Source organism: Streptomyces racemochromogenes (genome assembly GCF_039535215.1).
Taxonomy (GTDB): domain Bacteria; phylum Actinomycetota; class Actinomycetes; order Streptomycetales; family Streptomycetaceae; genus Streptomyces; species Streptomyces racemochromogenes.
This window is the reverse complement of sequence record NZ_BAAAWT010000001.1, coordinates 5,978,129-5,998,067: the sequence shown is the minus strand read 5'-3', so window position 1 is coordinate 5,998,067 and position 19,939 is coordinate 5,978,129. Positions and strand designations below refer to the sequence as shown.

20 protein-coding genes are annotated in these 19,939 nt (G+C 73.2%); 7 read left to right on the top strand and 13 right to left on the bottom strand.

Annotation, left to right across the window (positions count from 1 at the left end; all coding sequences use genetic code 11):
• Positions 1-31: 31 nt before the first annotated feature.
• The 5 genes from ABD973_RS27615 to ABD973_RS27595 form a co-directional block, all read right to left on the bottom strand.
• Positions 32-817 carry an SDR family oxidoreductase gene (locus ABD973_RS27615; RefSeq protein ID WP_125820419.1) on the bottom strand — a complete coding sequence of 262 codons (786 nt, stop codon included), beginning with the start codon at positions 815-817 and terminating at the stop codon, positions 32-34.
• Between the two features lie 27 nt (positions 818-844).
• A complete protein-coding gene (gene fabG, locus ABD973_RS27610; protein ID WP_007262869.1) occupies positions 845-1,606 on the bottom strand; it encodes a 3-oxoacyl-ACP reductase FabG in 762 nt (253 codons plus the stop codon).
• Positions 1,607-1,742: 136 nt separating this feature from the next.
• Positions 1,743-2,126, bottom strand: coding sequence for a DUF3037 domain-containing protein (locus ABD973_RS27605; protein ID WP_007262870.1), 384 nt, complete (start codon positions 2,124-2,126; stop codon positions 1,743-1,745).
• Positions 2,123-2,968, bottom strand: coding sequence for a HipA family kinase (locus ABD973_RS27600; protein WP_345502644.1), 846 nt, complete (start codon positions 2,966-2,968; stop codon positions 2,123-2,125). The genes ABD973_RS27605 and ABD973_RS27600 overlap by 4 nt, the downstream gene beginning before the upstream one ends.
• Before the next feature lie 18 nt (positions 2,969-2,986).
• The gene (locus ABD973_RS27595) at positions 2,987-3,601 is read right to left on the bottom strand and encodes a cysteine hydrolase family protein (protein ID WP_164720849.1); all 615 of its coding nucleotides are present in this window, start codon (positions 3,599-3,601) and stop codon (positions 2,987-2,989) included.
• Positions 3,602-3,677: 76 nt separating this feature from the next.
• Between ABD973_RS27595 and ABD973_RS27590 the strand changes: the two genes are divergently transcribed.
• On the top strand, positions 3,678-4,151 hold the full coding sequence (locus ABD973_RS27590) for a pyridoxamine 5'-phosphate oxidase family protein (protein WP_125595037.1): 474 nt from the start codon (positions 3,678-3,680) through the stop codon (positions 4,149-4,151).
• A gap of 33 nt (positions 4,152-4,184) precedes the next feature.
• Here the strand turns inward: ABD973_RS27590 and ABD973_RS27585 are convergent, their stop codons facing one another.
• Positions 4,185-5,084: a LysR family transcriptional regulator gene (locus ABD973_RS27585; protein WP_125595036.1), complete on the bottom strand. Its 900-nt coding sequence runs from the start codon at positions 5,082-5,084 to the stop codon at positions 4,185-4,187.
• 74 nt (positions 5,085-5,158) lie between these two features.
• On the opposite strand from ABD973_RS27585, the gene ABD973_RS27580 reads away from it, so the two are divergent.
• Positions 5,159-6,124 (top strand): DMT family transporter, encoded by a 966-nt coding sequence (locus ABD973_RS27580; protein WP_386381987.1) that lies wholly within the window; start codon positions 5,159-5,161, stop codon positions 6,122-6,124.
• A gap of 72 nt (positions 6,125-6,196) precedes the next feature.
• Here ABD973_RS27580 and ABD973_RS27575 read toward each other — a convergent pair whose 3' ends face one another.
• Positions 6,197-7,528: an aminotransferase class I/II-fold pyridoxal phosphate-dependent enzyme gene (locus ABD973_RS27575; RefSeq protein WP_125820423.1), complete on the bottom strand. Its 1,332-nt coding sequence runs from the start codon at positions 7,526-7,528 to the stop codon at positions 6,197-6,199.
• Between the two features lie 37 nt (positions 7,529-7,565).
• Between ABD973_RS27575 and ABD973_RS27570 the strand changes: the two genes are divergently transcribed.
• Positions 7,566-8,234: a pyridoxamine 5'-phosphate oxidase family protein gene (locus tag ABD973_RS27570; RefSeq protein ID WP_125820424.1), complete on the top strand. Its 669-nt coding sequence runs from the start codon at positions 7,566-7,568 to the stop codon at positions 8,232-8,234.
• Here ABD973_RS27570 and ABD973_RS27565 read toward each other — a convergent pair.
• Together ABD973_RS27565 and ABD973_RS27560 are read right to left on the bottom strand one after the other, a co-directional pair.
• Positions 8,216-9,205 (bottom strand): DMT family transporter, encoded by a 990-nt coding sequence (locus ABD973_RS27565; RefSeq protein ID WP_345502639.1) that lies wholly within the window; start codon positions 9,203-9,205, stop codon positions 8,216-8,218. The genes ABD973_RS27570 and ABD973_RS27565 overlap by 19 nt on opposite strands.
• A gap of 230 nt (positions 9,206-9,435) precedes the next feature.
• Positions 9,436-10,401, bottom strand: coding sequence for an EamA family transporter (locus ABD973_RS27560; protein ID WP_125820425.1), 966 nt, complete (start codon positions 10,399-10,401; stop codon positions 9,436-9,438).
• Positions 10,402-10,571: 170 nt separating this feature from the next.
• Between ABD973_RS27560 and ABD973_RS27555 the strand changes: the two genes are divergently transcribed.
• Positions 10,572-11,000, top strand: a complete 429-nt coding sequence (locus ABD973_RS27555; protein WP_125600149.1) for a type II toxin-antitoxin system Rv0910 family toxin — start codon at positions 10,572-10,574, stop codon at positions 10,998-11,000.
• A gap of 115 nt (positions 11,001-11,115) precedes the next feature.
• On the opposite strand, the gene ABD973_RS27550 is transcribed toward ABD973_RS27555, so the two are convergent.
• Entirely contained in the window at positions 11,116-11,730 is a 615-nt protein-coding gene (locus ABD973_RS27550; RefSeq protein WP_125820426.1) for a PadR family transcriptional regulator, read from the bottom strand.
• Positions 11,731-11,931: 201 nt separating this feature from the next.
• On the opposite strand from ABD973_RS27550, the gene ABD973_RS27545 reads away from it, so the two are divergent.
• The gene (locus tag ABD973_RS27545; protein ID WP_125600143.1) at positions 11,932-12,750 is read left to right on the top strand and encodes a PhzF family phenazine biosynthesis protein; all 819 of its coding nucleotides are present in this window, start codon (positions 11,932-11,934) and stop codon (positions 12,748-12,750) included.
• 13 nt (positions 12,751-12,763) lie between these two features.
• Here ABD973_RS27545 and ABD973_RS27540 read toward each other — a convergent pair whose 3' ends face one another.
• Both ABD973_RS27540 and ABD973_RS27535 read right to left on the bottom strand, forming a co-directional pair.
• Positions 12,764-13,561 (bottom strand): CPBP family intramembrane glutamic endopeptidase, encoded by a 798-nt coding sequence (locus ABD973_RS27540; protein ID WP_185899547.1) that lies wholly within the window; start codon positions 13,559-13,561, stop codon positions 12,764-12,766.
• 96 nt (positions 13,562-13,657) lie between these two features.
• On the bottom strand, positions 13,658-15,193 hold the full coding sequence (locus ABD973_RS27535; protein ID WP_125600140.1) for a glutamate-cysteine ligase family protein: 1,536 nt from the start codon (positions 15,191-15,193) through the stop codon (positions 13,658-13,660).
• Between the two features lie 495 nt (positions 15,194-15,688).
• On the opposite strand from ABD973_RS27535, the gene ABD973_RS27530 reads away from it, so the two are divergent.
• Together ABD973_RS27530 and ABD973_RS27525 are read left to right on the top strand one after the other, a co-directional pair.
• Complete coding sequence (locus ABD973_RS27530) at positions 15,689-16,309, top strand: hypothetical protein (protein WP_125820428.1); 621 nt, start codon at positions 15,689-15,691, stop codon at positions 16,307-16,309.
• A gap of 260 nt (positions 16,310-16,569) precedes the next feature.
• A complete protein-coding gene (locus tag ABD973_RS27525) occupies positions 16,570-16,758 on the top strand; it encodes a DUF5999 family protein (protein ID WP_007262885.1) in 189 nt (62 codons plus the stop codon).
• Between the two features lie 130 nt (positions 16,759-16,888).
• On the opposite strand, the gene gcvP is transcribed toward ABD973_RS27525, so the two are convergent.
• The gene (gcvP, locus tag ABD973_RS27520) at positions 16,889-19,774 is read right to left on the bottom strand and encodes an aminomethyl-transferring glycine dehydrogenase (protein ID WP_125820429.1); all 2,886 of its coding nucleotides are present in this window, start codon (positions 19,772-19,774) and stop codon (positions 16,889-16,891) included.
• Positions 19,775-19,939: the final 165 nt, after the last annotated feature.

The following is a 19,939-nucleotide window of genomic DNA, read 5'->3' as shown; positions in this document are numbered from 1 at the left end:
CCGTTTGGAGGCAAATGCGTCCGGTTATCGGTCAGTGCACACCGGCATTGAGGAACATTCCCCCGTCGACGACGAGAGTTTGTCCGGTGATCCATTCCGCTTGTGCAGATGTCAGGAATGCGGCGGCCCCGCCGATGTCCTCCGGGACCCCCAGCCGGCCGAGCGGATAGGCCGCCGCGGCCTCCTGCTCGCGGCCCTCGTAGAGCGCCTGCGCGAACCTGGTCTTGACCACCGCCGGGGCGATCGCGTTGACCCGGACCGCCGGCGCCATCTCGTGCGCGAGCTGGAGGGTCAGGTTGATCATCGCGGCCTTGCTCATCCCGTACGCCCCGATGAAGGGCGAGGCGGAGACCCCGGCGATGGAGGCGATGTTCACGATCGCCCCGCCGTGGTCCTTCTGCCAGGCGTGCCAGGTCCGCTGGGCGAAGCCGAGCGCCGAGATCACGTTCGTCTCGAAGACCTTGCGCGCCACCCCGAGGTCCAGGTCGGCGATCGGGCCGAACACCGGATTGGTGCCCGCGTTGTTCACCAGGAAGTCGACGCGGCCGAAGGCCTCCATCGCCCGCTCCACGGCCAGGGCCTGGTGGGCCTCGTCGTGCGCCTTTCCGGCCACGCCGATCACCCGGTCCGCGCCGAGCCGCTCCGCGGCCTCCTTGAGCGCGTCCTCGTTGCGCCCGGTGATCACGACCCGGTCGCCGCGGGCGACGAGCGCCTCGGCGATCCCGTAGCCGATCCCCCGGCTCGCCCCCGTGACCAGGGCGACCTTGCCGCTGCCGGTGCGCCCTTCGCTACCGCTGTCCGTGCCGTTGTCCGTCATGTCGTGCACCCGCCTCTCGTGGGACCGTCAGTTGAGCGGGCCGCCGGCCACGTACAGGACCTGGCCGGAGACGAAGCCGGCGTCCTCGCCCGTGAAGAACGCGATGGCGTTCGCGATGTCGTCGGGGCGGCCCACCCGCTGCACCGGGATCTGGGAGGCGGCGGCCAGCTGGAACTCCTCGAAGCCCATGCCGACGCGGGCGGCGGTCTGCGCGGTCATCTCGGTCACGATGAAGCCCGGGGCGACGGCGTTGGCGGTGATGCCGAACTTGCCGAGTTCGATCGCCAGGGTCTTGGTGAAGCCCTGCAGGCCGGCCTTGGCGGCGGCGTAGTTGGCCTGGCCTCGGTTGCCGAGCGCCGAGCTGCTGGAGAGGTTCACGACGCGGCCGAACTTGGCCTCCACCATGTACTTCTGACAGGCCCTCGCCATCAGGAACGCCCCGCGCAGGTGCACGTTCATGACGGTGTCCCAGTCGGTGTCGCTCATCTTGAAGAGCAGGTTGTCGCGGAGCACGCCCGCGTTGTTGACGAGGACCGTCGGGGCGCCGAGCGTGCTCGCGACCCGCTCCACGGCCGCCTCCACCTGGGCGGCGTCGGAGACGTCGCAGCCGACCGCCAGGGCCCGGCCGCCGGCCGCCGTGATCGCCTCGACGGTGTCCTTGCAGGCGGCCTCGTCGAGGTCGAGCACGGCGACCGCCCGGCCTTCTGCGGCCAGCCGGATCGCGGTGGCCGCGCCGATGCCCCGGGCCGCCCCGGTCACGATGGCGACACGCTGCTCGGTGGTGGACATGCTGTTCTCCTCGCCCTTGAGAGGCGGCCGCCCGGAGGTGAGCAACCGCTTAGTAGCCTCAGCTGAGGAGACGCTAGGAGCCCTGACACCCCGTGTCAACGGCTCCCGGCGGCGGCGGCGCGGACCTGCCCGGAAATCAGCGGACGAGCAGCTCCAGCAGGCGTTCCACCTCGGCGGCGGGATCGGCCGTCAGGCCGGTGTGCACCGGACCGGGCTGCACCACCGTGCTGCGGGGGGCGATCAGCCAGCGGAACCTGCGCCCCGCGTCGTCGCCCGCCGCCTGCCCGGCCTCCTCGCCGCCCGCGCACAGCCCCTCGACCGCGCGCAGCGCGGCCCGTACCCCGGCCACGTCGGCCCCGGGGTCCAGGGCGAGGAGCTTCGCCTCGTCGAGGTGGGTGCGCGCGGCGACGTAGGAGTGCGCCCGGCAGTAGACGATGACTCCGGCGTTGAAGCACTCGCCGCGCTCCATCCGGGGCACCACGCGCACCAGCGCGTATTCGAACACGTCCCGCTTGGTCACTCGTCGCCGCTCTTCTGCTTGTTCTTGTCCGACTGGGGAGGGAGGCGCTCGGCGAGCCAGCCCGGCGGACCGGACCGCTGCCTGACCTCGGCCTCCATGGTGATCCTCTCGTGGATCGTGGCGGCGCGCGGCAGCAGTGCCTCCACGTAGGCGCGGCGCACCGCGTCGGTGGAGCCGAAGCCCGGCTCGTCGACGAGCCACTCGTCGGGGACGTCGGCGGTGACCTCGGTGAGCAGTTCCTCGGTGACCAGCGGGGCCAGCTCGGCGGCCGCCGCCGCGATGTCCGGGCCGACGGGGGCCAGGACGTGGTCCGAGGCGTTGTAGGGCTTGGCGGAGGCGGCCTGGGCGGTGGGCCAGTTGTGGTGCCAGATCATGGTGGCGCCGTGGTCGATGAGCCACAGGTCCCCGTGCCAGACCAGCATGTTCGGGTTGCGCCAGGACCGGTCGACGTTGTTGATCAGCGCGTCGAACCAGACGACGCGTCCCGCCTCGACCGGGTCGGTCCGGTACGCGAGGGGGTCGAAGCCGATCGAGCCGGGCAGGTAGTCCATGCCCAGGTTGAGCCCGCCGCTGGCCTTGAGCAGCTCCTGGACCTCCTGGTCGGGCTCGCCGAGCCCGATGACGGGGTCGAGCTGCATCTGCACCAGCCGCGGGACCGGCAGGCCCAGCCGCTGGGCGAGGCGCCCGCAGACGACTTCGGCGACCAGGGTCTTGCGCCCCTGGCCGGCTCCGGTGAACTTCATGACGTAGGTACCGAGATCGTCGGCCTCGACGATCCCCGGGAGCGAGCCGCCCTCACGCAAGGGCGTGACGTAGCGGGTCGCGATCACTTCGGACAGCATCCGCCCAGGTTACGGGGGTCAGCGCGGCTGAGCCCACCGCACGAGCAGGGCTTCGGCCGTGGTGACGGCCGCCACCAGCGCGAGGGAGTTGCGGATCACCTCGGCGGTGCAGGAGGCGGGCACCCCGGCGATGGCGTCGGAGGGGACCACGACCTCGTAGCCGAGGTTGACGGCGTCGAAGACGGTGTTCGGGATCGCGATGTTCGAGGAGACCCCGGTGACGACGAGCGTGCGGACCCCGAGGTTGCGCAGCAGGGCGTCCAGGCCGGTGCCGGCCATCGGGGAGAGCCCGTGCAGCCGGCGGACCACGAGGTCCCGGCCGTCCACGGTGATGGGGGCGGCGACCCGCACCGCGTCGCTGCCGGTGAGCTGTCGTACGGGCAGCTTGCCGGCGGCCCGGAAGAGCCGTGCGTTGGTGTTCGCCCCGAGCCCGTCGGGCCGCCGTTCGGCGACCGCGTGCACCACCTGTACGCCGGCTCCGCGCGCGGCGTCCACGAGCGCGGCGACCCGGTCCAGCATGCCGGAGTCCCGGGCCTCCTTCGCCAGCTCGGGCAGGGCGCTCTCCTCGCCCACCACACCGTTCTGGCACTCCACGGTGAGCAGCGCGGTGGTGGACGGATCGAGTTCCGGCATGACTCCCCCTGGCGTGGCGACGGAAGAGCACGCATGATTCCTGACACACAGTCAGATGTGAAGGGGTGCGGGACGGATGGACGGGACGGGCGCCGGGGCGGCGCAGCGGCGGGGCCGACGGATCATGATGAGCGGCAAGGAGGTGGACGCGTTCCTGCGGGAGCAGCGCACCTGCCGGGTGGCCACGGTCTCCCCGGACGGGCGCCCGCACGTGGGCGCCCTGTGGTTCGCCTGGGACGGCACCTCGATGTGGCTGTACTCGATCACCCGCAGCCGCCGCTGGGCCGACCTGCGGGCCGACCCGCGGATCTCGGTCGTGGTGGACGCCGGGGAGGAGTACGGGGAGCTGCGCGGGGTCGAGCTGTCCGGCAGCGCGGTCTTCGTGGGGGAGGCGCCGCGCACCGGCGAGCCCTGCCCCGAGCTGCTGGAGCCGGAACGGCTCTTCCCCCTCAAGAACTTCGGGATCGAGGAGATGCCGCACGACGGCCGCCACGCCTGGATCCGCCTCACCCCGGACTCGGTGGTGTCCTGGGACTTCCGCAAGATGTGAGGGCTTCGGACATGACCAGGTAGTGACCGGCGGCTACACCGCCGCGGCCGCCTCCGTCAGGGCGGCGACGGCGGCCCTGACGGAGGGCCGGCGGCCCGCGTCCGTCCGCCAGACGACGTACACGTGGCGGCGGACGGTGTCGACCGCCGGCAGCAGCCGCACGCCGGGCGGCACCGGCCCGCGGCCCAGCCGGGGCGTGACGCAGACGCCCAGCCCGGCCTCCACGAAGGCCAGCTGGGTGTGGTGCTCCTCGGCGATGTGCGCGATGCGCGGTTCGACGCCGATGCCGCGCAGGGTGAACACCAGCCACTCGTGGCAGAACTGCCCCTCGTTCCACGAGATCCAGTCGTCGCCGGCGAGGTCCCCGAGGGAGATCTCGGCGCGCCCGGCCAGCGGGTGCGCCGCGGGGACCGCGATGTCGGCGGCGTCGTCCAGCAGGTGGGCCCGGGACAGTTCGGCCGGCACCGGCATCCGCTTGTTGTGCCAGTCGATGGCCAGCGCCATGTCCAGGTCGCCGCGCACGACGGCCGCCATGCTCTCCTCCGGCTCCCGTTCCCGCACCATGGCCCGCAGTTCGGGATGGGCGGCCCGCAGCGCGCCGAGGGCGCGGGGCAGCAGCCCCCGCATGGCGGTGGGGAAGGCCCCGATCCGCAACTCCCCCACCGCACAGCCCCGCTGGGCCTCCACGTCGGCCTGCGCGAGCTCCACCTGGGAGATGATCCGGGCGGCGTGGTCGGCGAGCAGCCGCCCCGCGTCCGTGAGCCGGACCCCGCGCCCGTTCTTGGCGAGCAGCGGCTGGCCGACCTCCCGCTCGAGCTTGGCCATCTGCTGGGAGACCGCCGATGTGGTCACATGGAGGCCGCCCGCGGCACCGCTGACCGAGCCGTGGCGGGCGAGGGCGTCGAGGGTGCGCAGGCGCTCCAGGTTCAACATGTAAGCGATGCTACGCCTTCCCTCCAACGAACTCTCGCTTGTCCTACGAGGTCGGGCACAGCAGAGTGAACCGCATGAGCGCACCGACCACCTCCCGCCCCACCGCCCACTCCCCCGTACGGCAGCCGGCCCGCCGGGGCACCGGTGGTGCCGCCCGCCTGGACTGGCGCGTGCGGTTCGCCCTCCTCTCGGTGGTGTGGGGCTTCAGCTTCCTCCTGATCAAGGTCGGCACCGAGGCGTTCGCGCCCTTCCAGGTCGCCCTGGGCCGGGTGTTCTTCGGGGCGCTCGCTCTCCTCGTGGTGCTGCTGGTGCGCCGGGAGCCGCTGCCGCGCGGCCGGCGCACCTGGGCCCACCTCACGGTGGCGGCGCTGCTGCTGAACACCGTCCCGTTCTCGCTCTTCGCTTACGCCGAGCAGAGCATCCCCTCCAGCCTGGCGGGCATCTGCAACGCCACCTCCCCGCTGTGGGGCATGGCGCTCTCGCTGGTGGCGCTGTCCGAGGACCGCCCCACGCGCCGCCGCTTCGCGGGCCTGGGCATCGGCTTCCTGGGCGTCCTGACGGTGCTCGGCGCCTGGCAGGGCTTCGCGGGCGTCGACGCCAGGGGCACCGCGCTGGCCCTGCTGGCCTCGCTCTCCTACCCCATCGGCTGGATCTACGTCCGCCGCACCCTGGCCGGCACCCCCGGCTCCCCGGTGGCGCTCACCGGGGCCCAGCTCATGGTCTCCACGGTCCAGCTGGCCGCCGTCAGCGCGCTGTTCACCCCGGCCCCGGCCGGCTTCCCGCTGTGGCCGACGCTCGCCGTGGTCGCGCTGGGCGCCCTGGGGACCGGAATGGCGCTGCAGACGCAGTACGGGCTGGTGTCGGAGATCGGGCCGACCACGGCGCAGATGGTCACCTATTTCATCCCGGTCATCGCCACCACCGCCGGCGTCCTGGTCCTGGGCGAGCAGCTGCACTGGAACACCCCGGTGGGCGCGGCGGTCATCCTGGCGGGTGCGGCGCTGACCCAGTCCCGCTCCGCCCCGCGCAAGGCCGCCTGACCGGCCCGGACACCACCCGCCCCACGCCCCGCGCCCCGCCCCCGCCGCACGCCGCGGCGGGGGCTGCCGCGCTCAGTCGAAGCGCCCCTGGGCCTCGGGGCGGACCGCCGCGGCCACCGCGTCGGCCAGGCCCCCGACCTCCGCCGGATCCAGCCCGGAGACGGTGATCCTCACCCCGGGGCCCGCCTGGACGCGGTAGCCGGCCCCGGGGCGCACCGCCCAGCCGGCGGCGAGCAGCCGGGTGACCGCGGCCGTCTCGTCGGCGACGGGCACCCACACGTTCATCCCGCTCCGCCCGTGCGCCCGTACGCCCCGCTCCGCGAGCGCGGCGACCAGGCCGTCCCGGCGCAGCCCGTACGAGCGGGCCACGGCCGCCCGGTCCACGGCGCCGGAGGTCCACAGGTCGACCACCGCGTACTGGAGCAGCCGGCTCACCCACCCCGGGCCCAGCCGCTGCCGTCCCCGGACCCGGTCCATCGTCACCGCGTCCCCCGTGAGCACCGCGAGCCGCAGGTCGGGGCCGTACGCCTTCGCCGTCGAGCGGATCAGCGCCCAGTGCCGGGTCACCCCGCCGAGGGGGCACAGCGGCAGGTCGACGATCCCGTGGCCGTGGTCGTCCTCGATGAGCAGCACCTCGGGACGCCCGGCCAGCAGCTCCCTGAGCCCCGCCGCCCGGGCCACGGAGACGGCGGCGCCGGTCGGGTTCTGCGCGCGGGCCGTGACCACCAGGGCCCGGGCCCCCGCCTCCAGCGCCCGCGCCACCGACTCCGGCACCGGTCCCTCGTCGTCGACGGCCACCGGGACCACCCGCAGGCCGAGGGCGGGGGCCAGGTCCAGCACGCTCCCCCAGCCCGGGTCCTCGACGGCCACCGCGTCCCCGGCCCGCAGGTGCGCGGCCAGCACGCGCTCGATGCCGTCCAGCGCCCCCGAGGTCACCGCGAGGGCCCCGGCCGGGACCCCGTCGGCCTCGAAGCCGGCGCGGGCGAGCCGGGCGAGGTCCGGGACCACCGGGTCCTGCCCGTACAGGGTCGGGGCTTCGGCGTACCGCCGGGCGGCGGCGGCCAGCGCCCCGTCCAGCGGGGGCAGCAGCGCCAGGTCCGGGTTGCCCTGCGCGACGTCGCGCACGCCCTCGGGCACCGGCACGCGCCGCACGTCGCGCGGGGCGGTCGCGGGCCGGGACCGGACCCGGCTGCCGCGCCGCCCGTCGGTCTCGATGACCCCGCGTTCGCGCAGGGTGCGGTACGCGGCGGCCACGGTGTTGGGGTTCACCCCCAGCGCGGCCGCGAGTTCACGCATCGGCGGGAGCAGCGCCCCCGGGGCGAGCGCGCCCGATCCGACGCCGGTTTCGACACTGGCCGCGATTTCCGATGCGCGGCGCCCACTGATCAGATACTCTCCTAGCACAAACGACATTATGCACTAGTGCAATGGAGTACGCACCATGAGCGCCACCACCGTCGCCGACTACGAGCCCACCGACCGCACCGTCCCGAGCCGCGCCCGCCAGCGGGCGCGCTACGACCGCGAGACGGTGCACTCGATACTCGACCAGGCCTACCTGTGCCACCTCGGGTTCGTCCGCGACGGCGCCCCGGTGGTCCTCCCCACGCTGTACGGCCGGGTGGGCGAGACCCTCTACGTGCACGGCTCCACCGGATCGCGCCCGCTGCTGGCCGCCGGGAAGGCCGACCCGGGCCTGGCGGTCTGCCTCACGGTGACGCACGTGGACGGTCTGGTGCTGGCCAAGTCCGCCTTCCACCACTCGATGAACTACCGCTCGGTGGTCGTGCACGGCACCGCCTACCAGGTCACCGACGAGGAGGAGTGCCGGATCGCGCTGGACGCCCTGGTCGACCAGGTCGTACCCGGCCGCTCGGCGGACTCCCGCCCCGCCAACGCCAGGGAACTGGCCGCCACCGCGGTGATCCGCCTGGACCTGAACGAGGTGTCCGCGAAGGTCCGCACGGGCGGCCCGAACGACGACGCCGAGGACCTGGACCTGCCCTTCTGGTCGGGCGTGGTCCCGGTGGCACCGGCGTACGGGACCCCCGTCCCGGCCGCCGGCCTGGCCCCCGGCATCGCCGTCCCGGATTACATCACCGCACTCTGAGGCTCCTGGGCGGGCCGGTCCTCCGGCCCGCCGCCGGCCACGCGGCGCGCACCGCCAACGGGCCGGCCCGCCTCGGCCGCGATCAGCGCCCCGACCGCCGCCAGCAGCAGTACGGTGCCCAGCACCACGGCGCCGGTCAGCCGCTCCCCGAGCACCGCGACGGCGATCACCGCCGCGCTGACCGGCTCGATCAGCATGACCACCGACACCGTCGCGGCACGCACCGCCGCCGCCCCGGTGAAGTACAGCGCGTACGCCAGCGCCGTCGGCACCACGGCCACGTACACCAGCAGCCAGAGCACCCGCGCCGGCTCGGCGGTGTGCGGCAGCAGCCCCTCCGCCGCCGCGAGCGGCAGCAGGCACACCGCACCCACCGCCACCGACCACGCGGTGGTGACCAGCGGGTCCCCGCCCGCGCCGCGCCGCCCGAGCCACCGCGCCCGCAGCGTCATCGCCGCGTACCCGGCGGCGGACAGCAGCGCCCAGCCGACCCCGAGCGGCCGCACCTCACCGCCCCCGGAGCCCAGCACCAGTACGGCCAGTCCCGCCAGGGCACCGACGACGGCGGCCACCCCGCCCCGGCCCAGCCGCTCGCCCATCCAGTACCGGCCGCCCAGCGCGATCAGCACGGGCCCCGCCCCGAGGGTGACCACGGTGCCGACCGCCAGGCCGGTCTCGCGCACGGCCCCGAAGTAGGCGGCCTGGAAAAGGGTGAACATCAGCCCGGTGGCGATCAGCGAGGCCGCCGACGGCCGGACGGGCCGGGCCGCCCGCGCCGGGCGGCGGCGTACGGCGAGCACCCCGAGGAGCACCGCCAGCCCGCCGGCGCAGCGCCAGAAGGACAGGGCGAGCGGACCGAGGTCACTGGCCAGGAAGAGGAGGGAGGCGGCCGCCCCGGCGGTGCCCCAGGCGGCTCCGGCAACGACGAGGTACAGCAGGCTGCGCCCGGCGGCGGGCGAGTGGTTCGACACGTGTTTCTCCGCGCATGCGTGAAGGACGAGGACAGGAGGTCATCGCTTCGCGGGCAGCGCGTACCGGCCCGGGGGCTCCCCGGGCGGGTTCGTTCGTCGTGCTGGAGGCAGCCGCCCGCGCTAGGCGGCCGGCGGCGGAAGAACCGCGGAGAAAACGGTGGAAGGCATGTCCAGCACCCTACGCGGCCTCCGGCGCCCGGACCACCCCTGACCGGAATCCCAGCCCCCGGCTACGCGCTGCTCGGCTCCCGGTCCTGCACCGGCGGCAGCGGCGCCTCCTGGACGACCACCGGCGCGGGCCGCGAGGACTGCGCGATGAAGGCGCCCCCGAGCACCAGGGCGCCGCCCAGGACCTGCGGTCCGGAGAGCTGCTCGCCGAGCAGCACCCAGGCCAGGACGGTGGCGACGACCGCCTCCAGGCAGGCCACCACGCCCGCGACCTGCGGCGAGAGCCTGCGCACCGAGACCACGCCGGTCAGGTACGCGAACACGGTGGCGACCAGCACCACCCAGCCCAGCAGCGCCAGGGCCGGGACCCGCACATCGCCCATGGCGGCGTCCCCGCCCAGCACCTGCCAGTCGATCTGCCACGGGCGGGCGATCACGGTCATCACGAGGGCGCCGACGACCATGCCGTGCGCGATCACGCCCAGTGGGTCCGGCGCGTCCTCGGCATCGGCGCCCTGGTCCGCGAAGACGAAGTAGAAGGCCTGGCAGCAGGCGGCCGCGAGGCCGAGGAGCACCCCGAACAGGTCCAGGCGCAGCCCGGCCCAGATCTCGACCACGCAGGCCAGCCCGGCGACGGCCACCGCCGCCCCGGCCGCGGCCGCGCGGGTCACGGGCTTGCGCTGCACGAAGCGTATGTAGCCGAGCAGCAGCGCGGGGCCCAGGTACTCCAGCAGCAGGGCCACGCCCACCGGGATCCGGGACAGGGAGGCGAAGTAGAAGGCCTGCACGCCCGCGACGGCGACCAGCCCGAAGCCGGCCAGCAGCAGGGGCTTGCGCCGCACCAGGGCCCGGTGCCGCCAGGCGAGCGGGGAGAGCACCAGGGCCGCTCCGGCCACCCGGAGCCACACCATGTGCAGCGGGTCCAGACCCGCCTCGATCAGCGGCTTCGCCGCGACACCCGAACCGCCGAACGCGCATGCCGAGACGAGGGCGAGGCCCAGTCCGGCGTTCTTCCCTGACGCTTGCATCGGGCCATCATGGCAGGGCCGGACAGGAGCGTCACCCGCGAGACACCTGTTGAGACACACCCGAGATCATCCGGCCGGGGAACCCCGTATCTGACAGGTCGTCAGTCTTGTATGTTCCGCCCGCCGGGGCTACCTTCCGCCGCACGTACCCGACGAGAAGGGGTGGACGCATGGCTGAAGTCACCGCGGAATCACGCATCGAGGCGCCCGCCGCGAAGCTCTGGGCCCAGCTGACCGACTGGGACGCGTACGGGCAGTGGAGCATGACGCACACCGACTTCCCCAAGGGCGGCCCCCAGACCCTCGCGGTCGGATCCACCTTCAGCGAGAACATGAAGATGATGGGATTCCCCGCCGAGGTCCTGTGGACGGTCTCGGAACTGGAGGAGCAGCGCGTCTTCGCCATCACCGGCAAGGGCCCGATGGGCGTCGCGGTGCTCACCCGCTACACCCTGACCCCCGACGGCGGGGCCACGAAGGTCCGCATCGACGGGGAGTTCACGGGCGCGGCCGTCTCCCTGATGGCGGGCAAACTCAAGGACTCCGCGACGGCCGCGCTGAACGAGTCCCTGCGCAAGCTGGCCGGCCTGGTCGCCTGACCCCTGCCCGGGTCCGGGGCCGGACGCACGACGAGGCGCGCCCCGCGAGCGGACTCGCGGGGCGCGCCCGCGCGTGCCCGGCCGGTACGCGTCCCGGCCGGGCGCGCGTCCCGTCTCAGTGTTCGTCGGCCAGGATCAGGTACAGCTTCTTGCGGGCGTCGTTGATGACCGCGAGGGCCTTCTCCCGCTGCTCGGGCGAGCCGGTCTTGAAGACCTGCCCGAAGGCCTCCATCAGTCCGCCGGCGGCGGCACGGACCTCGTGCACCGCCTCGAAGTCGAAGCCGCGCCCGGCATCCGCCCAGGGGGCGTCGGGGCCCGACTCGGCCTCGGCGCGGCCGGCGTCGGTGAGCGTGAACAGCTTCTTGCCGCCCTCGCTCGCGCTGGTGATCAGCCCCTCGTCCTCGAGCAGCTGCAGGGTCGGGTAGACCGAGCCCGGGCTGGGCTTCCACGCCCCGCCGCTGCGCTCGCCGATCTCCTGGATCATCTCGTAGCCGTGCATCTGCCGGTCGGCGAGCAGCGCGAGGATCGAGGCGCGTACGTCGCCCCGCCTGGCCCGCCCGCGCGGTCCGCCGCGTCCGCCCCGCCCACCGAAGGGCCCGCCCCCGAAGGGCGGCCCGAACGGGCCGAAGGCGGCGCGCAGCCCCCTGAACTCCTCCCGACGGTCCGGCCCGCAGTGGCCGTGGCCCCGTCCGTGGTCATGTCCGTGGTCGTGCTGTCCGCGTGAACGCATCACTGCGCTCCTTTCGTCATCTCTGCCATGTCCGTCATGCCAGTCGTCGTTTCGACTCCTTCACTATCGCTGACCCATCGCGATGCGTCAACGATATATCGGAAACTATCGCCGACGGTCGTCCGAGCATGGCCGTGACCAGGCCAGTCACCCGGAATTGGCCTTTGTCCGTCATCGGAGAACCGCCCTACGGTCGGCCCCATGCGCATCCGAATCGTCGACGCCTTCACCGACCGCCCCTTCCAGGGGAACCCCGCCGGAGTCCTGCTCCTCGACGGCGGCTTCCCCCCGGACGCCTGGCTCCAGCGGGTCGCCGCCGAGGTGAACCTCTCCGAGACCGCCTTCGCCCACCCGCTGCCGCCCGGCGGCGACGCCGACTGGGCGCTGCGCTGGTTCACCCCGGCCGCGGAGGTGGACATGTGCGGCCACGCGACCCTCGCGACCGCGCACGTCATCGCCGCCGCCGGCCTCGCCCGGGGCCCGGTCCGCTTCGCCGCGCGCTGCGGGGTCCTCACCACCGACGTCGCCGGGGACGGGACCGTCACCATGGACTTCCCGACCTCGTCCCTGACCCCGGTGGAGCCGGTCCCCGCGGTGGAGCGCGCGCTGGGAGCTCGGGCCGAGTCGTTCCACGACACCGCCGAGCACATCGGCGACCTGCTGGTGGAACTGGCCGACGAGCGGACCGTGCGCGAGCTCGCACCCGACCACGCGGCCCTGCGCGCCTACGCGCGGCGCGGGGTCATCGTCACCGCGCCGGCCGAGGACCCCTCCCGCGGCTACGACTTCGTCTCGCGCGGCTTCTTCCCCGCCGTCGGCATCGACGAGGACCCGGTGACGGGCAGCGCCCACACCGCGCTCGCCCCCTTCTGGGCGGCGCGTCTGGGCCGTACCGAGCTGACCGGCCTCCAGGGCGGGACGCGCACGGGCCTGGTCCGGGTCCGCCTCGCGGGCGACCGCACCCTCCTGACGGGCCGCGCCGTCACGGTCGTCGACGGCGAACTGCTCACCGCCCCCTGACGCGCCCGGACGGCTACGGCGTCGGCAGCCAGCCGACCTTGCCGGCGAGCAGGGCGTACCCGCCGAAGGCCACGATGTCGAGCAGGGCGTGCGCGACGACCAGGGGGCCGACCCGGCCCCAGCGCCGGTAGGCGAGGACGAAGACGACGCCCATCACCATGTTGCCGATGAACCCGCCGATGCCCTGGTAGAGGTGGTACGAGCCGCGCAGCAGGGAGCTGGCGAGCAGCGCGGCCGTCGGCGACCAGCCCAGCTGCCCGAGCCGGCGCAGCAGGTACGCCAGCACGATGACCTCCTCGACCACGGCGTTCTGCACCGCGGAGAGGATCAGCACGGGGAACTTCCACCACACGTCGGGCAGGGCCTCCGGCACCACCGTCAGGTTGAAGCCGGTGGCCCGGGCCGCCAGGTAGAAGGCGAGCCCGGCGCTGCCGATGCCGGCGGCCACGAGCGCGCCCCGGGCCAGGTCCGGTCCAGGGCGGGTGCGGTCGAAGCCCAGCACCCGCAGCCCGGGCGCACCCTCGCGGGTCAGCAGGTGCGCGACGAGGAGCACGGGGACCAGCGCGGACGCGATCCCGAACAGCTGCCAGGCCAGGTCCAGCCACGGCCGCCCGGGCGCGTAGGAGCCGTTGAGGGTGGCGGCCTGGTCCTTGAGGCCGCCCGGCTTGGTGAGCGAGCCGATGAAGCTGATCAGCGCCGAGACCCCGCTCGCGCCCAGCGACAGCGCGAGCACGAGCAGGGTCTCGGTGCGCAGGACCCGGCGCCCGTCCTCGCGCAGTTCCACGACCACCGGCTCCGGCTCGACGCGCACGCCTGACTCCCGTCCCGTTGCGACCACCACCCCATACTGCCTCCTCGGCGGCGGGAGCGGATCAGCGGGCGGGGACCGGCGCGGCCGGCCGGCTCCTCAGCGGCGGGCCGCCCGGGTGGCGTCCACCTCCTGTTCCTCCAGGCCCACGGGCCAGGTGTGCACGGGGTCGCCCTTGTGCATCAGCTCGCTGTAGCGCCGGGTGGTGGCCGCGAGGGCGGCGTCGCGCTCCAGTCCGCCCGCCAGGGCGCGGTGGTACGTCTCCACCTGCCAGGTCGCCCCGTTCACCCGGCGCCGGCACCGCTCCTCGATGATCCCGAGGTAGTGGTCCCGGTCGGCGGGTTCGATGCCCCAGGCGTCCAGCCCGGCCGCGGCCATCGGCAGCAGCTCGTCCAGCACCAGCCGCACCGCGGGCACGCTCACCAGCCCCCCGGCCCGGCCCTTGCGCGGCCAGCGGATCCGCGCGTCGATCCCGTACCGGCAGGCCGCGTCGAAGTTGGCCTCCGCCTCCGCGAAGGACATCCGGGTCCACACGGGGCGCGGCTCGTCCGCGAGGGTCCGTACGAGTCCGTAGTAGAAGGCGGCGTTGGCGACGACGTCGGCCACGGTGGGCCCGGCCGGCAGGACCCGGTTCTCCACCCTCAGGTGCGGCACCCCGTCGGCGACCCCGTAGACGGGCCGGTTCCACCGGTAGACCGTGCCGTTGTGCAGGACCAGCTCCTGCAGGCTCGGCACCCCGCCCTCGGCGAGCACCCGCAGCGGCTCCTCCTCGTCGCAGATCGGCAGCAGGGCGGGGAAGAAGCGGACGTTCTCGGCGAACAGCTCGTACGCCGAGTCCACCCACCGCTCCCCGAACCAGGTCCGCGGCCGCACCCCCTGCGCCTGGAGCTCGGGCGGCCGGGTGTCGGTGGCCTGCGTGAACAGCGGCGGACGCGACTCGCGCCACAGCTCGCGCCCGAACAGGAACGGCGAGTTGGCCCCCACGGCTATCTGGACGGCGGTCACCGCCTGCGCCGCGTTCCACACGTCGGAGAACCGGGCCGGGGTGACCTGGAGGTGCAGCTGTACGGAGGTGCAGGCGGCCTCCGGCACGATCGAGCCCGTGCTCCAGGTCAGCCGCTCCACCCCGTCGATGTCGAGGCGGAAGTCCTCCCCGCGCATCATCAGGATCTGCTCGTTGAGCAGGGAGTAGCGGTCCACCGCCGAGAGGTTGGCCAGGGCCAGGTCCGCGCGGGAGATGGTGGGGAGGATCCCGATCATCACGACGCCCGCGTCGATCTCCGCGGCCTGCCGGTGGGCGTAGTGGAGTCCCGCGCTCAGTTCTTCGGAGAGCTGGTCGAATACCCTCCCGTCGAGCCGGTGCGGGAGTACGTTCACCTCCAGGTTGAACATTCCGAGTTCGGTCTGGAAATCCGGGCTCGCTATCCGCTCCAGCACCTGCGCATTCACCATGCGCGGCAAACCGTCGGCACCCGCGAGATTCAGCTCGATCTCCAGCCCCATCATGTTCTTCGGGCGATCGAACCTCTTCTCCGCCAGAAGCCGCTCCAGCCCCTCCAGGCACTCGTGAAGCTTCCTCCGATACCGATGCCGATCGGACAGGTCGAATCCGCCTGCCACGACCTTCTCCCCCATCGAAGTGTCCCTCCTCGAGTGGGCCAGGCCCGGTCCCCCCGGGCGCACGTCACGGTCGATGATGCCCAGGCACCGTGATCCATAACGCGGGGCGGGCGGCCTTGGCGGGGAGCGCGCGCCGGTACGGCCCGAAGGGCGCTCCGGCACATTCACCTGGCAACCCACGGAACGCAATTTCCCCTTGGCCTTTGCCAATTCCTGATAGCCGAAGGTTTCAAGCCGAGCACCCCTGGGGTAACCTCCGAGGTCAGCGCGGCATGTCCGCGTGCATCCGGCATGAATACCATGGCAGCGGGACCGGAAGACGCCTTGCCGGCAATAGGCGGGACGGCTAGCCGAAACACTGCGTGAACACATGTCGTATAAACTCCGCAAACGAGGCAGAGAGTTGGCGCGCGGCCATTGCCCCAAAGCCCACCTCTGACCCCAGAATGCGACAGCGCCGTCCGCACCTTCCCCCGCACCACAGGTCTCCCAAGTGAGAGGCGACCCACCATGCCGCTGCATGTTCCCCCGGCTCCCGCGCCCGCCCTGCGCAGCGTTCTCGCGGCACTCGGTTCTCCCACCGCCGTCCACGAGGCACACACCCCGGCCCTGCGCTCGGTCCAGGGCCCGCTGACCGCCGAACTCCCGCTCCCGGTCCACGTGCTCGACCGCCTGAGCGTGTCCGGCCACGCGGCCGGCGGCCGCCCGCCCCGCACCCGCCTCACCGGCTGGCGGTTCCTGATCCGCAGCGGCGACCGCTTCGTCGCGGCGGCCGACACCCGGCTGACACCGGACGGCTGGACCTTCTCCCACTTCTTCGAGGGCCCCTACGTCGCCGCGACCGAACGCGCCCTGCGCCAGGCGGAGTCGCTCGGCAAGGGATACCAGCCGAGGCTGCTGTCCGTACCTGAGCTGTACATGTTGACCTTGTGGCTGCACGGGGCGGTGGGCGCCGACGCCGCCGCCGGCCTCCTCGCCGCGGCGGACCTGCTGGTGCCCCTGGCTCCCGCCCCGCCCGGGATCGCGCCCTTCCGGCCGCATCCCGTCTCGGAGCTGCTGCCCGTCATGACCCACCGGCTGACCCCGGCGGCCCCACCGGTCCCGCCGACCCTCGCCGCCCCGGCGGCCTGATCCGGGTGGCCCATTCGGCCTAGTCCACTCGGGTCAATGCGAACCACCCGAAATGACAGGGGAGTTGGCATGAACCGCCCGCACGGGTGATGCGTCCTCCTTCCTAGAGGACAGCTGCCGGGAAATACCTGCGAAGCAGCGGTCCTGGGGGAACACTGAGGACATCCTCCCCGCAGGTGCGGGGACGACCCAGGGGGACGGCCATGAACCACGCATCGAGCCGTAGCGAACAGACCACACCGCAGCGAAAGAACCCATCCATGTGCCAGCACCAGCCCGCCTGCCCGTCATCAGAATCCGCCGACCGGGAGGCCGCGCGCCCGGTGGCCAACCACCCGGAACAGGGCTGGAGCCTGCTGTGCAACGGCGTCCTGCTCTTCGAGGACACCGGTGAGCTGCTGCCGGACGGACAGATCATCGCCCCGCACCGCCCGCTCGCGGCGGCGTGACGGGCGGCGCACGGCAACACCGCACGGACACGGAAGGGGCCGGTCCCGGAGCTCAAAGCTCCGGGACCGGCCCCTTCGGCGTTCCCTCACCGCGTCAGCGGCCCGTCGGCGACGGGCCCGCCGTCCCGGCTCAGTTGTCGTACTCGTCCAGCGGCGGGCAGGAGCAGACCAGGTTCCGGTCGCCGAACGCGCCGTCGATCCGGCGCACCGGCGGCCAGTACTTCTCGGCAGCCACGACCCCGCCCGGGAAGACGGCCTCGTCACGGGTGTACGGGTGGTTCCACTCGCCGCCCAGCGCCGCGGCGGTGTGCGGGGCGTTGGCCAGCGGGTTGTCGTCCACCGGCCACTCGCCGCCGGCGACCCGCTCGATCTCGGCGCGGATGGCGATCATCGCGTCGCAGAAGCGGTCGATCTCGACGAGGTCCTCGGACTCGGTCGGCTCGATCATCAGCGTGCCGGCCACCGGGAAGGACATGGTCGGCGCGTGGAAGCCGTAGTCGATCAGGCGCTTGGCGATGTCGTCCACGCTCACGCCCGTGGCCTTCGACAGCGGGCGCAGGTCGATGATGCACTCGTGCGCGACCAGGTTGCCCGGACCGGTGTAGAGGACCGGGTAGTGCGGCTCCAGGCGCTTGGCGATGTAGTTGGCGCCGAGCACCGCCACCTGGGTGGCGCGCTTGAGGCCCTCGCCGCCCATCAGGCGGACGTACGACCAGGAGATCGGCAGGATGCCCGCCGAGCCCCACGGCGCGGCGGAGATCGGGCCGACGCCCGTCTCGGGGCCGGCGGTGGGCTGGAGCGGGTGGTTCGGCAGGTACGGGGCCAGGTGCGCCCGGACACCGACCGGGCCGACGCCCGGGCCGCCGCCGCCGTGCGGGATGCAGAAGGTCTTGTGCAGGTTCAGGTGCGAGACGTCGCCGCCGAAGTGGCCCGGCTTGGCCAGACCCACCAGGGCGTTCAGGTTGGCGCCGTCCACGTACACCTGGCCGCCGGCCTCGTGCACCTGGGCGCAGATGTCGGCGACGTGCTCCTCGAACACACCGTGCGTCGACGGGTAGGTGATCATGAGGACGGAGAGCTCGTCCCGGTACTGCTCGATCTTGGCGCGCAGGTCGTCCGCGTCCACCTCGCCGTCGTCGGCGGTCTTGACGACGACGACCTTCATGCCGGCCATCACGGCGCTGGCGGCGTTGGTGCCGTGCGCGGAGGACGGGATGAGACAGATGGTGCGCTGCTCGTCGCCGTTCGCGCGGTGGTAGGCGCGGACGGCCAGCAGGCCGGCGAGCTCGCCCTGGGAGCCGGCGTTCGGCTGGATGGAGACCTTGTCGTAGCCGGTCACCTCGCAGAGACGTTCCTCCAGCTCGGTGATGAGCGTGAGGTACCCCTCGGCCTGCTCGACCGGGGCGAACGGGTGGAGCTGGCCGAACTCGGGCCAGGTCACCGGCTCCATCTCGGTGGTCGCGTTGAGCTTCATGGTGCAGGAGCCCAGCGGGATCATGCCGCGGTCCAGCGCGTAGTCCTTGTCCGAGAGCTTGCGCAGGTAGCGCAGCATCGCGGTCTCGGAGCGGTGCTGGTGGAAGACCGGGTGGGTCAGGTACGCGTCCGAGCGCAGCAGGCCCTCGGGCAGCGTGTCCGCGGTGACCGCGTCCAGGGCCTCGACGTCGGCGGTGACGCCGAAGGCGGCCCAGACCGCTTCCAGGTCGGCGCGGGTGGTGGTCTCGTCGCAGGAGACCGACACGTGGTCGGCGTCGGCCCGGTACAGGTTGACCCCGCCCTCACGGGCGGCGGCGACGACCTCGGCGGCCTTGCCGGGGACCTTGGCGGTGACGGTGTCGAAGAAGGAGCCGTGCGCCACCTCGACCCCGCCGGCCGTCAGGCCCGCGGCGAGGACCGCGGCGTAGCGGTGGGTGCGGGCGGCGATCGTCTTCAGGCCGTCCGGGCCGTGGTAGACGGCGTACATGCCGGCCATGACGGCGAGCAGCACCTGCGCGGTGCAGATGTTGCTGGTGGCCTTCTCGCGGCGGATGTGCTGCTCGCGGGTCTGCAGGGCCAGGCGGTACGCCTTGTTGCCGTCCGCGTCCACGGAGACGCCGACGAGGCGGCCGGGGAGGGAGCGGGCGTGCTTGGCCTGGACGGCCATGTAGCCGGCGTGCGGGCCGCCGAAGCCCATCGGGACGCCGAAGCGCTGGGTGGTACCGACGGCGATGTCCGCGCCCAGCTCGCCCGGGGAGGTCAGCAGGGTCAGGGCGAGCAGGTCGGCGGAGACGGTGACGATCGCGCCGAGCTCGTGCGCCTGGTCGATGACCGGCTTGATCTCGCGGACCGCGCCGGAGGCGCCCGGGTACTGGAGCAGCACGCCGAAGACACCGCGCTCGGCGATCTCGGCGGGAATGCCCTCGGAGAGGTCGGCGACGACGACCTCGACGCCCGTGGGCTCGGCGCGGGTCTCGATCACGGCGATGGTCTGCGGCAGCGCGTCGGCGTCGACGAGGAAGACCCCGCCCTTGACCTTGCCCACGCGGCGGGCCAGCGACATGGCCTCGGCCGCCGCGGTGCCCTCGTCCAGCAGGGAGGCGCCGGAGGTCGGCAGGCCGGTCAGGTCGGCGACGAGGGTCTGGAAGTTCAGCAGCGCCTCCAGGCGGCCCTGCGAGATCTCCGGCTGGTACGGGGTGTAGGCCGTGTACCAGGCCGGGTTCTCCATGACGTTGCGCAGGATCACCGGCGGGGTGAAGGTCCCGTAGTAGCCGAGACCGATCATCGAGGAGAGCACCTGGTTGCGGTCGGCCAGCGAGCGCAGCTCGGCCAGCACCTCGGCTTCGGTGCGGGCCTCGGGCAGGTTCAGCGCCTCGGCGGTCTTGATCACATCCGGTACCGCGGCGGCGGTCAGCTCGTCGAGGGAGCCGTAGCCCACCTGGGCGAGCATCTTGGCCTGCGCTTCGGCGTCCGGGCCGATGTGACGCTGCTCGAAGGGGATGCCCCGCTCGAGCTGGGAGAGCGGAATGCGGTTGGCGGTCATAACGGAGGCCTCCTGGTCGTATGACCTGCGAGGGGCACCACGGCGCGGGCACCCGGACGGCCTCCCCCTCTGTCATCTCAACCTGAGAGCTTCACCGGAGTCGCGGGGTTCGCCCGAGAGCTCCGGCTTTCACCGTCGGTGAGGGGAGGGTCCCGGTACTGCGGG

Excerpts from the sequence above, each read along its gene's own strand:
- ABD973_RS27615 (WP_125820419.1), bottom strand. The coding sequence starts at position 817 with ATGACGGACAACGGCACGGACAGCGGTAGCGAAGGGCGCACCGGCAGC.
- fabG (WP_007262869.1), bottom strand. The coding sequence starts at position 1,606 with ATGTCCACCACCGAGCAGCGTGTCGCCATCGTGACCGGGGCGGCCCGG.
- ABD973_RS27600 (WP_345502644.1), bottom strand. The coding sequence starts at position 2,968 with ATGCTGTCCGAAGTGATCGCGACCCGCTACGTCACGCCCTTGCGTGAG.
- ABD973_RS27595 (WP_164720849.1), bottom strand. The coding sequence starts at position 3,601 with ATGCCGGAACTCGATCCGTCCACCACCGCGCTGCTCACCGTGGAGTGC.
- ABD973_RS27590 (WP_125595037.1), top strand. The coding sequence starts at position 3,678 with ATGGACGGGACGGGCGCCGGGGCGGCGCAGCGGCGGGGCCGACGGATC.
- ABD973_RS27585 (WP_125595036.1), bottom strand. The coding sequence starts at position 5,084 with ATGTTGAACCTGGAGCGCCTGCGCACCCTCGACGCCCTCGCCCGCCAC.
- ABD973_RS27580 (WP_386381987.1), top strand. The coding sequence starts at position 5,159 with ATGAGCGCACCGACCACCTCCCGCCCCACCGCCCACTCCCCCGTACGG.
- ABD973_RS27570 (WP_125820424.1), top strand. The coding sequence starts at position 7,566 with ATGAGCGCCACCACCGTCGCCGACTACGAGCCCACCGACCGCACCGTC.
- ABD973_RS27560 (WP_125820425.1), bottom strand. The coding sequence starts at position 10,401 with ATGCAAGCGTCAGGGAAGAACGCCGGACTGGGCCTCGCCCTCGTCTCG.
- ABD973_RS27555 (WP_125600149.1), top strand. The coding sequence starts at position 10,572 with ATGGCTGAAGTCACCGCGGAATCACGCATCGAGGCGCCCGCCGCGAAG.
- ABD973_RS27550 (WP_125820426.1), bottom strand. The coding sequence starts at position 11,730 with ATGCGTTCACGCGGACAGCACGACCACGGACATGACCACGGACGGGGC.
- ABD973_RS27545 (WP_125600143.1), top strand. The coding sequence starts at position 11,932 with ATGCGCATCCGAATCGTCGACGCCTTCACCGACCGCCCCTTCCAGGGG.
- ABD973_RS27535 (WP_125600140.1), bottom strand. The coding sequence starts at position 15,193 with ATGGGGGAGAAGGTCGTGGCAGGCGGATTCGACCTGTCCGATCGGCAT.
- ABD973_RS27530 (WP_125820428.1), top strand. The coding sequence starts at position 15,689 with ATGCCGCTGCATGTTCCCCCGGCTCCCGCGCCCGCCCTGCGCAGCGTT.
- ABD973_RS27525 (WP_007262885.1), top strand. The coding sequence starts at position 16,570 with ATGTGCCAGCACCAGCCCGCCTGCCCGTCATCAGAATCCGCCGACCGG.
- gcvP (WP_125820429.1), bottom strand. The coding sequence starts at position 19,774 with ATGACCGCCAACCGCATTCCGCTCTCCCAGCTCGAGCGGGGCATCCCC.